The organism is Micromonospora parastrephiae, assembly GCF_016802865.1.
Classification (GTDB): Bacteria; Actinomycetota; Actinomycetes; order Mycobacteriales; family Micromonosporaceae; genus Micromonospora; species Micromonospora parastrephiae.
This window is the reverse complement of the sequence record NZ_JAEVHM010000040.1, coordinates 1-14,001: the sequence shown is the minus strand read 5'-3', so window position 1 is coordinate 14,001 and position 14,001 is coordinate 1. Positions and strand designations below refer to the sequence as shown.

Here is a 14,001-nt window from a genome sequence, read left to right as displayed (position 1 = left end):
CGCACCGGCGGGCCGCGGCCGACCCGCCGGCCCGTCATGACGGACCCGGTTGCTTGCTGACAGAATTATCGCCATGTCCGACGTTCCCGCCCGTCCCCGCGTCTTCTCCGGCATCCAGCCGACGGCCGACTCGTTCCACCTCGGCAACTACCTCGGGGCGGTACGGCACTGGGTGGCCCTGCAGGAGACCCACGACGCGTTCTACTGCGTGGTGGACCTGCACGCCATCACCGCCGGCCACGATCCGGCGCTGCTGCGTCAGCGGACCAGGGTGGCCGCCGCCCAGCTCTTCGCGGTCGGTCTGGACCCGGAGCGCAGCACCCTGTTCGTCCAGTCGCAGGTGCCCGAGCACCCGCAGCTGGCCTGGCTGCTCGGCTGCATCACCGGCTTCGGCGAGGCCAGCCGGATGACGCAGTTCAAGGACAAGTCGCAGAAGCAGGGCAACGAGAGGGCCAGCGTCGGGCTCTTCACCTACCCGATCCTGCAGGCCGCCGACATCCTGCTCTACCAGGCCAACGCGGTGCCGGTCGGCGAGGACCAGCGCCAGCACCTGGAGCTCTCCCGGGATCTGGCCCAGCGGTTCAACTCGCTGTTCGGCACGACGTTCACGGTGCCCGCGCCGCACATCGTCAAGGACACCGCGAAGATCACTGACCTGCAGGAGCCGACGGCGAAGATGTCCAAGTCGTCGTCCTCGCCGGCCGGCATCATCGACCTTCTGGAGGATCCGGCCCGGTCGGCCAAGAAGATCCGCTCGGCGGTGACCGACACCGGCCGGGAGATCGTCTTCGACGCCGAGACCAAGCCAGGCGTGTCCAACCTGCTGACCATCCACTCGGCGCTCAGCGGGCGCGGCATCGACGAACTGGTGGCCGCGTACGCCGGTCGCGGCTACGGCGACCTCAAAAAGGACCTGGCCGAGGTGGTGGCGGAGTTCGTCCGCCCGATCCAGGAGCGCACCCGCACGTACCTCGACGATCCGGCGCAGCTGGACAAGCTGCTCGCCGCCGGCGCCGAGAAGGCCCGGGCGGTGGCCGGTCCGACGCTGCGGTCGGCGTACGAACGGGTCGGGTTCTTCCCGCCGGTGCGCGGCGAATAGCGCCGCGGGACAGGTGGGCGGGTCGGTGGCCGAGAGGGCGGCGCGGAGCGTGGATCGCAGTGGCGGGGTGCCGCCCACCGGCGACACCATCCAGATCGGCATCGCGGTGGACATCCCGGAGCCGTGGGGTGGCCAACTCACCCGGCGACGGGTCGAGGCCGGTGACCCGCTCGCGGTGCCCGCGCACGTGACGCTGCTCGGGCCGACCGAGATCCCGACGGCCAACCTGCCCGCCGTCGAGCAGCACCTCGCCGCCGTCGCCGCCGCGCACCTGCCGTTCGCGCTGCACCTGCGGGGCACCGGCACGTTCCGCCCGGTGACGCAGGTGGTCTTCGTCGCGGTGGCCGCCGGCATCAGCGAGTGCGAGCTGCTGGCCGCGGCCATCGCCGCGGCGCCGGGCCTGCACCGCCAGACCCGCTTCCCGTACCATCCGCACGTCACCGTCGCGCAGGACGTCGCGCCCGAGGCACTGGACAAGGCGTACGAGGATCTGGCCGACTTCTCGGCGATGTTCGAAGTCGACGCGTTCACCCTCTTCTCGCACAGCGGGCAGGCCCGGTGGCAACCGCGTCGGGACTTCCGGCTCGGCGACTGACCGGCCGGCGACGCGCCGGTCGGCGAGCATCGGAAGCCGGTTGCCACTACGGCGGTGGGAGTTCGGCGAGGATGATCGCGTGAACGTGATCGGCCAGATCGAGGCGGGCATCGACCGTTGGGTGAGTGCCGCGCGCGGCCGCTCCGGTCTCTTCGACCACGTGTGGCGGGCCGGCGTGCTGTACGGCGAGGTGCTGGCCGGGCGACTGGCGGCGGCGATCGCCTACTACGGCTTCTTCGCGGTGTTCGCGCTCGCCCTGGTCGCGTTCTCGATCTTCGGCGCGATCCTGGAGGACAACGACGAGGTCAGCGCCGCGGCGGCCGACTTTCTCAAGGAGAACCTGCCGTTCCTCGACGCGCAGCAGATCGCCAACTCCAGCGGCACGGTCGGTGTGGTCGGTCTGGTCATCCTGGTCTTCACCGGGATCGGTTGGGTGGAGGCGATCCGCTCCTCGCAGCGACTGATGTACGCGTTCAACCAGCAGCCCGGCAACCTGGTGGTCCGACGGCTGGTCGACCTGGGGGTGATGATCGGCGTCTTCGTGCTCCTCGGCGTCTCGGTGGCGGCCGTGGACGCGTTGGAGTCGCTGCTGCGCTTCCTGCTGCGCAGCACCGGGTCGGTCGGACTGACCACGGTCAGCGCGGTGCTCAGCGTGCTGGTCAACGCGGTACTCGCCACCGCGTTGCTGCTCGCGGTGCCCCGGCTGCGGATGAGCCGGTCCCGGCTGCGGCCGGTGGTGCTGCTGGTCGCGGTCGGCATCACGCTGCTCAACACGGTCGGCCGGTACTACGTGGTGCGCACCGAGCGGAACCCGGCGTACACGGTGGTTGCCGGCGCCGTCGGTCTGCTGCTCTACCTCTACCTGCTCAACCAGCTGGTGCTGTTCGGGGCCGCGCTGCTCGCGACCAGCACGAAGGGGCGGGTGGTGGACCTGGCGGAGGGCGCCCCGCCGGCGAATCTCGACGAGGACACCGATCCCGGTACGCCGGGCGGCGCGGGCTGATGACGGAAGGCGTGCAGGTGCTGATCTCGGTCGACCGGATTCGTCGGTTCCCCCGTACGAGCAGGTGCGCGTGCAGCTCGCCGAGCTGATCGGCGACGGTCGGTTACCGGTCGGCAGCCGACTTCCCACCGTCCGGCAGCTCGCCGCCGGCCTGCGGCTCGCCGCGAACACGGTGGCGCGGGCGTACCGGGAGTTGGAGACGGCCGGTCTGCTCAAGACCCGGGGGCGCAACGGCACCTTCGTCGCCCCGGGCCGGGACGACGCCGTCGACCGACTGCACCGGGCGGCGGCCGGTTACGCGGCGGAGGCCGCCCGGCTGGGCGTACCGCCCGCCACCGCGCTCGCCCTGGTCCGTGCCGCCCTGGACGCGGCCCGCCCCGGCTGACCGGCCCCTGATCGGCCGCCGGACGGGCGGTACTGTGCCGAACCGCGTCCGGCATTCGCGTTCGCGGACCATGATGAGCCGGTGGGCGCACTCATGACACTGGACCTGCCGGCCGACTCGCCGATGCTGGGTCTGCCGTGGATCATCACCTTCGGTCCGCTCGGTGACCTCGACGAGTGGGAGCCGGTGGTCTGCGGGCCGTACGAGCGGCCGCACGCGCTGGCGTTGGCCGAGGCGGTGGTGGCCGATGAGCAGCTGATGGCCGTGGTGGAGCCGTTGCTGCCGGCGCTGTCGGCGACGAGATCCGTAGCGAGATCGCCGCCGCGCAGGTCGCCGCCGAGGACGAGGCCCGCCGGGTCGAGGGGGCCGACCTGTACGGCGACTTCGAGGACGTGATCGACGAGGAGTTGGACGCCGCGGCCGACGAGGCGGGCCATGGTGAGCCCGCCGAGCCGCCGGACGAAGCCGAGGTACGTGCCGGCTTCACCCGGATCGCGGCACTGCTGACCGCGAAGTGAGTGGCTCCGGCGACGTCGACTGACACGGGGGCGCCGTGCGGCCCTCGCCGGCTGACACGTGATGTCAGCCGGCGAGGTCCCGTTCAGGTCAGGCCCATCCCGTACGGACCGGGTTCTGACCCGTTCCCGCTCCGACGACGCAGTCACCGACGCTGGTGCACTGGTAGGTCATCTCGGCTCGGACCAGGCGGACCGGGGAGTAGATCATGGGGGTCCAGGTGGTGCCCTCCGGCGTGCCGTTCACGCCGTAGTCCTTGCGTTGGGTGTAGCCGGTGTCCTGCACCGCCCGCATCTCGATCGGGACGTTGCCCATGAACCAGCCCCGCGGGTACTGGATGTACCGGGCCCAGTTCGTCTTGCAGGTGGCCGACCACCGCAGTTCGAGGCGGGCGCCGGTCACGTCCTTCCACGCGACGGTGACCGCTCCGGCCGAGCAACCGGTGGCCTCCGGGTCCTTCCCCGAGCAGTAGTCGCCATAGCAGCTGACCGCGTGGGCGGGGGCTGCCGGTACGAGGCCGACGGCGATTGCCGTGCTGACGACCGCCAGGGCGGCGAGCAGTCGCTTCAGGACTGCGTTGCGCCGCATGTTCTCAGCGATCATGGACTACCTCCTGTAACGGCGTGGTGTGGAACCATCCGACGTGGACGGTATCCGGGCTGCGCAAACGTGTTCCGCGCTCACGTTGCCTGTTCAGGAGATTGGTAGCTCACGGTGATGCCCGGTTGGGAGGTCGGTCAGCGGGTCGGCGCGGCGTCCAGCACGCAGAATTCGTTCCCCTCGGGGTCGGCGAGCACCGTGAACCGCTCGGTGCCGCTCTGCCCGACGTCGACATGCCGCGCACCGAGGCCGACGAGCCGCCGCACCTCGGTCTGCGGATCGCCGTCGGCGACCAGGTCGAGGTGCAGACGGTTCTTGCCCCGCTTGGCGGTGCCGGAGCCCTGCAACCAGATGGTGGGGGCCGCCGCGGACGGCTGTCCCGACGGCCACAGCTTGGCGCTGCCGTCATCGCCCTGCTCGACCTGGTAGCCGAGCGCCGCCGACCAGAACGCGACCATCAGGTCCAGATCCTCGACGTCGATCGTGCACTGCGCCACCCGTACCACCATGGGTCACCTCCGTAGTGCCGGTACCCGTGCGGTACCCACGGCGGCGACGGCGCACACACCGGCCCAGACGGACACCGGCGCCGCGCGGAGTCACCTCTGCGCGGCGCCGGCGCCACCTCACCCCCCACCACAAGGGGCCGGTAGCCCAGTCGCCCGTTGGCGCGGGGCACGACGGACGACCAGGTCGAGAACGGGTTACCCGCTCAGCGGCGTTCCAACCAGGCGGCAGCGTCGACCGGCAGCAGATGGCCGGAGCCCTGCCCGGTGAGCGTGTCGCTGGCGACGACCGGCTGGCCGTACCCGTCGATCAGGACCGGCGCTCCGCTGAGGTTGACCACGCAGGTCAGCACCGTTTCGCCGGCGGCGCGGGAGAAGGCGAGCACGCCCGGGTCGGTCTCCAGCCAGGTGACCCCGCCGGCGTCGACGGCCAGCGCCGGATGTTCGCGGCGGATGCGCAGCGCGGCCCGGTACACCTCCAGCGTCGAGCCGGGCACGCCGGTCTGCGCGGCGACGGACAGCGCCCGCCAGGTGGAGGGGGTGGGTAGCCAACTCAACTCGCTGCCGGCCGGCCCGAAGCCGTACGGTGCCAGCTCGCCGGTCCACGGGATGGGCACGCGGCAGCCGTCGCGGCTCTCGCCGGTCCGCAGGAACGCCGGATCCTGGCGCACCCAGTTCTTGCGCAAGGAATGGCGGTCCGAGGCGGGCCGCCGGTGGGTTCCGGGCCTCCCACCGGTCGGGCGCGGAACCGGTCGAAGGGGCGCCGCTCAGGCGGGGACGGCCAGCGGCGAGGAGCCGGGACGGTGCCGGTTCGATCCGCCACCGCCGGAGCGGGCGGCGGCGGGGGCGACCGCGGTCGAGCCGCGCACCACCAGCTCCGGGCGGAACAGGTACTCCGAGTGCGGGGCGCCGTGCCCGTTGATCTCGTCCACCAGCGCCCGGACCGCGGCCACCGCCATCGCGGTCACCGGCTGACGCATGGTGGTCAGCGGCGGGTCGGTGAAGGCCATCAACGGCGAATCGTCGTACCCGACCACGGAGAGGTCGCCCGGAACGGTCAGGCCGCGTTGGCGTGCGGCCCGGACCGCGCCGAGCGCCATCAGGTCCGAGCCGCAGACCACGCCGGTGACGCCGCGGTCCAGCAGCCGGCCGGCCGCCGCCTCGCCACCCTCCACGCCGAACAGCGACAGCTCGGCGAGCGAACCGAGATCGGCCTCGGCCACACCGGCGAGCCGCGTCATCGCCGCACGCCAGCCGGCCACCTTGCGCTGGACCGGGACGAACCGGTCCGGGCCGGTGATCAGGCCGATCCGCCGGTGTCCGAGTGCGACGAGGTGGGCCACCGCCAGCTCGGCGGCCTCCCGGTCGTCGCAGGAGACGAAGGGCGCGCCGATTCCGGGCACGTACCCGTTGATCATCACCACCGGCAGCGGACGGGCGATCAGCGCCCGGTAGCGGTCGTGGTTGGCCGCGGTGTCGGCGTGCAGGCCGGACACGAAGACGATGCCGGAGACCTGCCGGTCCAGCAGCATCTCCACGTACTCGTCCTCGGTGACCCCGCCCGCGGTCTGCGTGCAGAGCACCGGCGTGAACCCGTTCTGGGCCAGGGTCGACTCGATGACCTGGGCGAAGGCGGGGAAGATCGGGTTATCCAGCTCCGGAACCACCAGGCCGACCAGCCCGGCGCTGCGTTTACGCAGCCGGGCAGGGCGCTCGTAACCGAGCACGTCGAGGGCGGTGAGGACGGCCTGCCGGGTCTCCGGCGCCACGCCGGGGCGGTCGTTGAGCACCCGCGACACCGTGGCCTCGCTGACTTCGGCCTGCTGGGCGATGTCGGACAGTCGAGCGCGCATGGCGGCACTTTAGCCCACCGGCAAATTCTTGCGGGGTGCTCTGCAAACTCTTCCATTCTCTGCAACGTCTTGCTAACGTCCCCGCAACAGGCGAGAATAGCGGCGCAATTCTGATGCGCCGGTTGGCAAGAACTTCCAGAGGTTCCCGGTGCGCTCGGTGCTGGCCACCACGGGCGCCTACCGTTCGCTGACTTCCTGGCGTTCGTACGTGCACTCCTGGCAGTTGCTCGGCTCGCACGATTCGGCCCGGATCCGGACGGTGGTCGGCGACGCGGCCCGGCAGGAGGTGGCCGTCGGTCTGCTCGCCACGACGAGGTGTTGACCCTGCCCGCCGACGGCCCCACCTTTCAGGTCTGGCGGCTGTGCTGACGGCCGCCGCGGCGGGCCTCGACGCGACGGTCGCGCGAGCCCCCTACTACGAACTGTCGTTGATAGGGGAGGATGGGCGGCGTGGAAGCACTGAGACTGATTCTCCTCTACGTCCATCTGATCGGCTTCGCCCTGCTGCTCGGCGGCTCGATCGCCCAGTACGTCAGCGGCCGGCTGCGGATCAACCCGGCCATGCTCTGGGGGGCGGTGATCCAGTTGCTGACCGGCCTCGGGCTCGCCGCGCCACTGCGCGACGGCGACGAGCCGGCGCCGGCGAAACTTGTGACGAAGTTGGTGATCGCGCTACTGATCTTCGTCATGGTCTTCTTCTCCCGGAAGCGGGACGTGGTCAACCGCGGCCACTTCCTCGCGATCGTCGGTCTGACCCTGGTCAACGCGGCGGTGGCGGTCTTTTGGCGGTAACGTCCGGGAGGGGATCAGCCCCTGCGAACCGGACGTTCGGGACGCCTGGACGCTCGACTACCAGCACGAAGAGTGACTTGCCCCACGCAAGGGTTACACCCGGGTAACAGGCGCTCAACAGTCGTGCACGATTGTCGGCCGGTGGGTGGGCGCGGGCGTACGCTCCCGTCCGTAACGTGGGACAGCCGGCGGCACACCCGCAGGTCGGCTGATGGGCTGCCACCGCACTAGGCGCGGTGTGCAATGGGAAGGAGACGTCTTGCGCTCGGTGCGTGGGATGCGGATCGCCTCGATCTTCGCGGTGGGTGGGCTTCTGCTCACCGCCGCAGCGTGTGGCGAGGCCCCCGATAATGACAACAACGCCGGCAGTGGCGCCAAGAAGTACACCGCCTGCATGGTGACCGACGTTGGCGGCATCGACGACAAGTCGTTCAACGCCTCGGCCTGGAAGGGTCTCGAGGAGGCCAAGGCGGCCAACAGCAACATCGACACCAAGTTCGTGGCGTCGAAGGCCGAGGCTGACTACGAGCCGAACCTGACCCAGTTCGTCAACCAGAAGTGCGACTTCATCCTGGCGGTCGGTGGCCTGATGGAGAACGCCACCAAGAAGATCGCGGCGGCGAACCCGAACCAGCAGTTCGGCATCGTCGACTCCAACCCGCGTGTGGACAACATCTACCCGATGCAGTTCGACACCGCCCAGGCCGCGTTCCAGGCCGGCTACCTGGCCGCCGGGATGAGCAAGAGTGGCAAGGTGGGCACCTACGGTGCCGTACCGATCCCGCCGGTGACCATCTTCATGGACGGTTTCGTCGACGGCGTGAAGTACTACAACACCACCAAGGGCAAGAACGTCCAGGCGCTGGGTTGGAACAAGGAGACCCAGAAGGGCTCCTTCACCAACGACTTCGCCAAGCAGGACGAGGGCAAGAAGGTCTCCGACGCGCTGGTCGCCCAGGGCGCCGACATCGTCATGCCGGTCGCTGGCGGCTCCGGCCTCGGCACCACCGCCGCGGCCAAGGCCTCGGGCGGCAAGTACAACACCATCTGGGTGGACGTCGACGGCTGCGAGAGCACCCCGGACTGCGCGGCGATCATCACCACGGTCGTCAAGAACATCCCGGAGGCCGTCAAGGAGGCGGTGCTGAAGGCCGCCGGCGGCGAGAAGTTGCAGGCCAACCCGGGCTTCGTCGGCACCCTGGCCAACAGCGGCGTCTCGATCGCCCCGTTCCACGACTTCGACAGCAAGGTTCCGGCCGAGCTGAAGGCCGAGCTCGACAAGATCAAGGCGGACATCGCCGCGGGCACCATCACCGTCACCTCGAAGGCCCAGCCGACCAAGTGACGACCGCCCGGCTCGTTCGGTGAGATCAGCACCGGGGCCGACGGGGGACAGGTACGACCGATCCGGCCGCTCCGGCGCCGCGGGTGACCCCCGTGGGGCCGGAGCGGCCGATCGCGCGCCACGGCGACCGGCCGGTCCGGCCCGGTCGCCGGCAGCTACGCTGCACCATCGCTCGCACTCCAGGAGGTTGCGCTGAGACTCGAACTGCGCGGCATCACCAAGCGGTTCGGTGATCTGGTCGCCAACGACCACATCGATCTGACGGTGGAGCCTGGAGAGATTCATGCCCTGCTTGGCGAGAACGGCGCGGGCAAGTCGACCCTGATGAACGTGCTCTACGGGCTCTACCAGCCCGACGAGGGCGAGATCCTGGTCGACGGCAAGCCGCTGAAGCTGAAGGGCCCGTCCGATGCGATCGGAGCCGGGATCGGCATGGTGCACCAGCACTTCATGCTGGTGCCGGTCTTCACCGTGGCCGAGAACATCATGCTCGGCGCCGAGCAGACCCGGGGCGGCATCGCCGGCTTCCTGGACCGGCGGCGTGCCCGGCGTGAGGTCACCGAGGTGTCCGAGCGCTACAACCTGCGGGTCGACCCGGACGCGGTGATCGAGGACCTGCCGGTCGGCATCCAGCAGCGCGTCGAGATCGTCAAGGCGCTCACACGCGACGTCGACCTGCTCATCCTGGACGAGCCGACCGCCGTGCTCACCCCCCAGGAGACCGACGAACTGCTGACCGTCATGCGGTCGCTCAAGGCGGCCGGCAAATCGATCGTCTTCATCACCCACAAGCTCGGCGAGGTCAAGGCCATCGCCGACCGGATCACGGTGATCCGACGCGGGAAGACCGTCGGCACCGCCTCCCCGGAGGCCAGCCGGGACGAGCTGGCCGCGCTGATGGTCGGGCGCAACGTTCGGCTCACCGTGGACAAGTCCCCGGCCACGGCGGGCGACCCGGTGCTGGAGGTGACGGGGCTGGTCGTCGACGACGACCGGCAGATCCGCGCCGTCGACGGGGTGGACCTGACCGTGCGTGCCGGCGAGGTGCTCGGCGTGGCGGGCGTACAGGGCAACGGTCAGACCGAGCTGATCGAGGCGATCATGGGCCTGCGGCCGGTGCTCGCCGGCACCGTCAGCCTGGCCGGCGACCGGATCGACGGCTGGAAGACGAAGAAGGTGCTCCGCGCGGGCGTCGGCTACGTGCCCGAGGACCGCAGCGTGGACGGCCTGGTCAAGGAGTTCAGCGTCGCGGAGAACCTGGTGCTGGACATCTACGACCGGCCGCCGTTCGGTGCCGGGCTCGCGCTGAAGCCGGACGCGATCGCCTCGTCGGCCAAGGAGCGGATCGAGCAGTTCGACGTCCGTACCTCATCGGCCGAGGCGCCGGTGGGCACCCTCTCCGGCGGCAACCAGCAGAAGGTGATCGTGGCCCGGGAGTTGTCCCGGCCGCTGAAGCTCTTCATCGCCGCCCAGCCGACCCGTGGCGTCGACGTCGGATCGATCGAGTTCATCCACAGCCGGATCATCCACGAGCGGGACATCGGGACGGCCGTCATGGTGGTCTCCAGCGAACTCGACGAGGTGATCGGGCTGGCCGACCGGATCGCGGTGATGTACCGCGGACGGGTCATCGGCGTCGTCGGCCCGGACACCCCCCGTGAGGAGATCGGCCTGCTGATGGCCGGCATCAGTCCGGACGCCGCCGGCGAGGACGGTGCGGCGACCGACGGGGGCCCGGCGAGCGCCGACGGCTCCGCGAGCGAGGACGAGGCATGACCAACCCCAACCCGCAGTCGGGCTCTCCGGACAAGGAGCCGGCGAGCGAGGCGCAGGCCGCGCAGAACGCCCTCGGCAACACCGAGCGGGCCGGCACGGCCACCACGCCGAAGGTGTCGGAGCCGCAGCCGCAGCCGTCCCTGGGTCGGTTGTTCCTAAACAACCTCTGGGCGGCCAACACCTTCACGGTGACCCTGCTGTCGCTGGTGCTGGCGGTCGTGGTCGGCGCGGTGCTGATGATCATCTCTGATCCGGACGTGCTGCACACCTACTCGTACATCACGGCCCGCCCCTCCGACGCGTTCACTGCCAGTTGGACGCTGGTGAGCGAGGCGTACGCGAACCTGTTCAAGGGTTCGGTCTTCGACCCGGAGGCGTTCTCCGGCTGGTTGAACGGCAGCAACGGCTGGCAGGCAGTGCTGGCGCCGATCTCCGAGACGCTGACCTACGCCGCGCCCCTGGTCTTCACCGGCCTGGCGGTGGCGCTGGCCTTCCGCGGCGGCCTGTTCAACATCGGCGCGCAGGGCCAGGCGACCATCGGCGTGATCCTGGCGGCGCTGGCCGGTTTCCTGCTGCCGCTGCCGCCCGGCCTGCACCTGCTGGCGGCGGTGCTGGCCGGCGCCCTGGGCGGTGCGCTCTGGGGGTTCATCCCGGGCATCCTCAAGGCCCGCGCCGGCGCACACGAGGTGATCAACACGATCATGCTCAACTACGTCGCCACGTACTTCCTCACCTGGCTGATCGTGCAGAACGGCGTGCAGGACCCGACCCGCACCGACGCGATCAGCAGGGCGGTGGACAACTCCGCCCAGCTGCCCCGACTGCTCGGCGACAACCTGCGGGTGCACGCCGGCATCCTGCTCGCCGTGCTGGCCACCTGGGCGGTCGCCTGGCTGCTCAACCGCTCCACGCTCGGCTTCGAGCTGCGCGCGGTCGGCGCCAACCCGGACGCCGCCCGCACCGCCGGCATCAGCGTCACCCGGACGTACATCCTGATCATGGTGTTCTCCGGGATCCTGGCCGGCCTGGGCGGCTCGAACATGGTGCTCGGCTCCACCGCGAGCGCCCTGACGCCGCTGGTGGTCGCGCAGATCGGCTTCGACGGCATCCTCGTGGCGCTGCTCGGCCGGGTGAAGCCCTGGGGGGTGCTGCTCGCCGCGCTGCTGTTCGGTGCGCTCCAGGCCGGCGGCAACCGGATGCAGTCGTACTCGGGGATCTCGCTGGAGCTGGTGACCGTGCTCCAGGCGCTGATCGTCATTTTCATCGCCGCGCCGGCCCTGGTGAAGGCGATCTTCCAGCTCCGGGCCGCACGGGCCGCCCGGTTGCAGACGAGCCTGGCGAAGGGCTGGTAACTCATGTCCACCATGGCTGTCCCCGACGTCGCGGTCGCCCCGGTCGACGAGGGCTTCTGGACCCGTAGCCGCAAGGTCGGCCTCACGCTGCTGGCGCTCGGTCTGCTGGCGGCGGTGCTCTTCGGGGCGCTCGCCACCGACCAGCAGGCCCGGTTCACGCTCAGCGACGACGCCTCCGGTGCCGCGCTGGAGATCAACGGCACGATCGGGGCGATCCTGTTCGGGATCATCGCGGTCGCCGCGGGCGCGGCACTGCTCGCCGGGGTGCCGAAGCGGTGGTTCCTGCCCGTGCTCGGCGTCGGGCTGGTCGGCTTCGTGCTCTCCTTCCTCTGCTGGCAGGTCTCCGCCGCGCCGACCGGGCAGAACTTCATGCCCCTGGTCAACATCATCCGGGGCACCTTCATCCTGGCCCTGCCGCTGATCTTCGGTGCGCTCGCCGGGGTGCTCTGCGAGCGCTCCGGTGTGGTCAACGTGGCCATCGAGGGTCAGTTGCTGATGGGCGCGTTCAGCGGCGCGCTCTTCGGCAGCATCTCCGGCAGCGTCTGGGTGGGCCTGGTCGCCGCCGCGATCGGCGCGCGTTCATCTCGCTGCTGCTGGCCGTCTTCGCCATCCGCTACCTGGTCGACCAGGTCGTCATGGGCATCGTGCTGAACCTGCTCGCGGTCGGCGTCACCGGCTTCCTGTACGAGCGGCTGATGCAGACCAACATCGAGCGGTACAACAGCGCGCCCCGGTTCAGCAACTGGGAGATCCCGCTGCTCAAGGACATCCCGGTGCTCGGGCCGGCGCTGTTCCGCGGCAACATCTTCCTCTACCTCGGCCTGCTCCTGGTGCTGGTGATCCACATCGGGCTGTTCCGTACCCGCTGGGGGCTGCGTACCCGCTCGGTCGGCGAACACCCGACCGCCGCCGACACGCTCGGCGTCAAGGTGCTGCGGGTGCGCTACCGCAACGTGCTGCTGGCGGGCGTTGTCGCCGGCATCGGCGGTGCGTCGTACACGCTGGCGCTCTACTCGTTCACCAAGAACATGATCGGTGGCAAGGGGTTCATCGCGCTGGCCGCGCTGATCTTCGGCCGGTGGAACCCGACCGGGGCGCTGCTCGCCGCGCTCTTCTTCGGCTTCGCCGACCAGCTCGCCACCTACCTGGGCGCCATCAACAGCTCGATCCCCAGCCAGTTCCTGGCCATGCTGCCCTACCTGGCGACGATCCTGGCGGTTGCCGGTCTGGTCGGTCGGGTCCGGGCGCCGGCCGCCGACGGCAAGCCGTACATCAAGGGCTGACACCCGTAGTCGTGACCAGGTGATGAGACGTAGGTGCCAGGGGCGTGCCGGACCTACTTTCAGCATCCGATCACCGCGTACCGCTGCGCCTGGCCCTGGACCCTGCCCGCTTCTGACCTGGGCTACTTCGGCAGAATGAGTGGCATGACCGACATTGACTGGGCGCGGTTGCGCGCCGCCGCCACCGAGGCGATGCGGCACGCGTACGCGCCGTACTCGACGTTCCCGGTCGGCGCGGCCGCGCTGGTCGACGACGGCCGCGTCGTGGTCGGCTGCAACGTGGAGAACGCCGCGTACGGAGTCACGCTCTGCGCGGAGTGTGGAGTCGTCTCCAGCCTGCACGCCACCGGTGGCGGTCGGCTCGTCGCGCTCTCCTGCGTCGACGCCACGGGTGAGCCGCTCATGCCGTGTGGCCGATGCCGGCAGCTGCTGTGGGAGCACGGCGGGCCGGAATGCCTCATCGAGACGAAGGCACACCCGCTGCGGATGGCCGAGCTGCTGCCGCACGCCTTCGGCGTGGAGGACCTGGAGGCGGTGACCGGCGAGACGCCGGTGCCCGTGGTGCCGGAGCGGCTGGCCGCCTGGCGTGGACGCGGCACCGTCTTCGTGCACCCGGACATGTCCGCCGGGCAGCAGGTCTGGACGGCGTACTGGGAGCGGTCGGCCGGAGACGACGCCGGCGCGGAGACCGGGGTGCTGGAGGAGGCGCCGAGCTGGGACGACCCGGCGGAGGCGATCACCTGGGGGATGGCTCGCACGCCCCGCGTGGTGGTGGTGGACGAGACCGGCACGATCTTCTGGGCTGGTGAGGGTGAGCCGCCTCTGGAGATCCGGTCGCTGGAGTTGAGCTTTGGGGATGGGGCCGACCGGTGCCCGGCTCCGGGGCGGTCAGGCTT

13 protein-coding genes and 3 pseudogenes are annotated in these 14,001 nt (G+C 70.4%); 12 read left to right on the top strand and 4 right to left on the bottom strand.

The genetic code is table 11. The features are described from left to right. Positions 1-73 precede the first annotated feature (73 nt). The 5 genes and pseudogenes from trpS (at position 74) to JNW91_RS11365 (ending at position 3,600) form a co-directional block, all read left to right on the top strand. Positions 74-1,099: a tryptophan--tRNA ligase gene (gene trpS, locus JNW91_RS11385; protein WP_203174842.1), complete on the top strand. Its 1,026-nt coding sequence runs from the start codon at positions 74-76 to the stop codon at positions 1,097-1,099. Between the two features lie 25 nt (positions 1,100-1,124). Next, positions 1,125-1,694, top strand: coding sequence for a 2'-5' RNA ligase family protein (locus JNW91_RS11380; protein WP_309244321.1), 570 nt, complete (start codon positions 1,125-1,127; stop codon positions 1,692-1,694). A 79-nt stretch (positions 1,695-1,773) separates the two neighbouring features. Next, a complete protein-coding gene (locus JNW91_RS11375) occupies positions 1,774-2,697 on the top strand; it encodes a YhjD/YihY/BrkB family envelope integrity protein (RefSeq protein ID WP_203174840.1) in 924 nt (307 codons plus the stop codon). Between the two features lie 64 nt (positions 2,698-2,761). Further along, complete coding sequence (locus JNW91_RS11370) at positions 2,762-3,082, top strand: GntR family transcriptional regulator (RefSeq protein ID WP_309244320.1); 321 nt, start codon at positions 2,762-2,764, stop codon at positions 3,080-3,082. Between the two features lie 81 nt (positions 3,083-3,163). Continuing rightward, a pseudogene (locus tag JNW91_RS11365) lies at positions 3,164-3,600 on the top strand (hypothetical protein). Positions 3,601-3,688: 88 nt separating this feature from the next. Here the strand turns inward: JNW91_RS11365 and JNW91_RS11360 are convergent. From JNW91_RS11360 to JNW91_RS11345, 4 genes and pseudogenes are all read right to left on the bottom strand, one after another. Then, a complete protein-coding gene (locus JNW91_RS11360) occupies positions 3,689-4,201 on the bottom strand; it encodes a DUF2690 domain-containing protein (protein WP_203174839.1) in 513 nt (170 codons plus the stop codon). Positions 4,202-4,335: 134 nt separating this feature from the next. Beyond that, positions 4,336-4,707: a VOC family protein gene (locus JNW91_RS11355; protein ID WP_203174838.1), complete on the bottom strand. Its 372-nt coding sequence runs from the start codon at positions 4,705-4,707 to the stop codon at positions 4,336-4,338. Between the two features lie 203 nt (positions 4,708-4,910). Further along, positions 4,911-5,375: pseudogene (locus tag JNW91_RS11350) on the bottom strand (DUF3459 domain-containing protein); the annotation flags it as partial. A 96-nt stretch (positions 5,376-5,471) separates the two neighbouring features. Beyond that, positions 5,472-6,557, bottom strand: a complete 1,086-nt coding sequence (locus JNW91_RS11345) for a LacI family DNA-binding transcriptional regulator (RefSeq protein ID WP_203174837.1) — start codon at positions 6,555-6,557, stop codon at positions 5,472-5,474. A 157-nt stretch (positions 6,558-6,714) separates the two neighbouring features. Here JNW91_RS11345 and JNW91_RS11340 point away from each other — a divergent pair, with 157 nt between their 5' ends. The 7 genes and pseudogenes from JNW91_RS11340 to JNW91_RS11310 form a co-directional block, all read left to right on the top strand. Beyond that, positions 6,715-6,879 carry a hypothetical protein gene (locus JNW91_RS11340; RefSeq protein WP_203174865.1) on the top strand — a complete coding sequence of 55 codons (165 nt, stop codon included), beginning with the start codon at positions 6,715-6,717 and terminating at the stop codon, positions 6,877-6,879. Positions 6,880-7,007: 128 nt separating this feature from the next. After that, entirely contained in the window at positions 7,008-7,349 is a 342-nt protein-coding gene (locus JNW91_RS11335; RefSeq protein WP_203174836.1) for a hypothetical protein, read from the top strand. A gap of 277 nt (positions 7,350-7,626) precedes the next feature. Further along, the gene (locus JNW91_RS11330) at positions 7,627-8,694 is read left to right on the top strand and encodes a BMP family lipoprotein (protein WP_203174861.1); all 1,068 of its coding nucleotides are present in this window, start codon (positions 7,627-7,629) and stop codon (positions 8,692-8,694) included. A 192-nt stretch (positions 8,695-8,886) separates the two neighbouring features. Next, positions 8,887-10,470, top strand: coding sequence for an ABC transporter ATP-binding protein (locus JNW91_RS11325; RefSeq protein ID WP_203174860.1), 1,584 nt, complete (start codon positions 8,887-8,889; stop codon positions 10,468-10,470). Continuing rightward, positions 10,467-11,822: an ABC transporter permease gene (locus JNW91_RS11320; protein WP_203174835.1), complete on the top strand. Its 1,356-nt coding sequence runs from the start codon at positions 10,467-10,469 to the stop codon at positions 11,820-11,822. Before JNW91_RS11325 ends, JNW91_RS11320 begins: the two co-directional genes overlap by 4 nt. A 3-nt stretch (positions 11,823-11,825) precedes the next feature. Further along, positions 11,826-13,105 (top strand): annotated as a pseudogene (locus tag JNW91_RS11315) (ABC transporter permease). Between the two features lie 144 nt (positions 13,106-13,249). Next, a partial coding sequence (locus tag JNW91_RS11310) for a cytidine deaminase (protein ID WP_238424784.1) occupies positions 13,250-14,001 on the top strand: 752 nt, incomplete at its 3' end.

Coding starts and splice junctions, on each gene's coding strand:
- trpS (WP_203174842.1), top strand. CDS start 74: ATGTCCGACGTTCCCGCCCGTCCCCGCGTCTTCTCCGGCATCCAGCCG.
- JNW91_RS11360 (WP_203174839.1), bottom strand. CDS start 4,201: ATGATCGCTGAGAACATGCGGCGCAACGCAGTCCTGAAGCGACTGCTC.
- JNW91_RS11355 (WP_203174838.1), bottom strand. CDS start 4,707: ATGGTGGTACGGGTGGCGCAGTGCACGATCGACGTCGAGGATCTGGAC.
- JNW91_RS11345 (WP_203174837.1), bottom strand. CDS start 6,557: ATGCGCGCTCGACTGTCCGACATCGCCCAGCAGGCCGAAGTCAGCGAG.
- JNW91_RS11330 (WP_203174861.1), top strand. CDS start 7,627: ATGCGGATCGCCTCGATCTTCGCGGTGGGTGGGCTTCTGCTCACCGCC.
- JNW91_RS11320 (WP_203174835.1), top strand. CDS start 10,467: ATGACCAACCCCAACCCGCAGTCGGGCTCTCCGGACAAGGAGCCGGCG.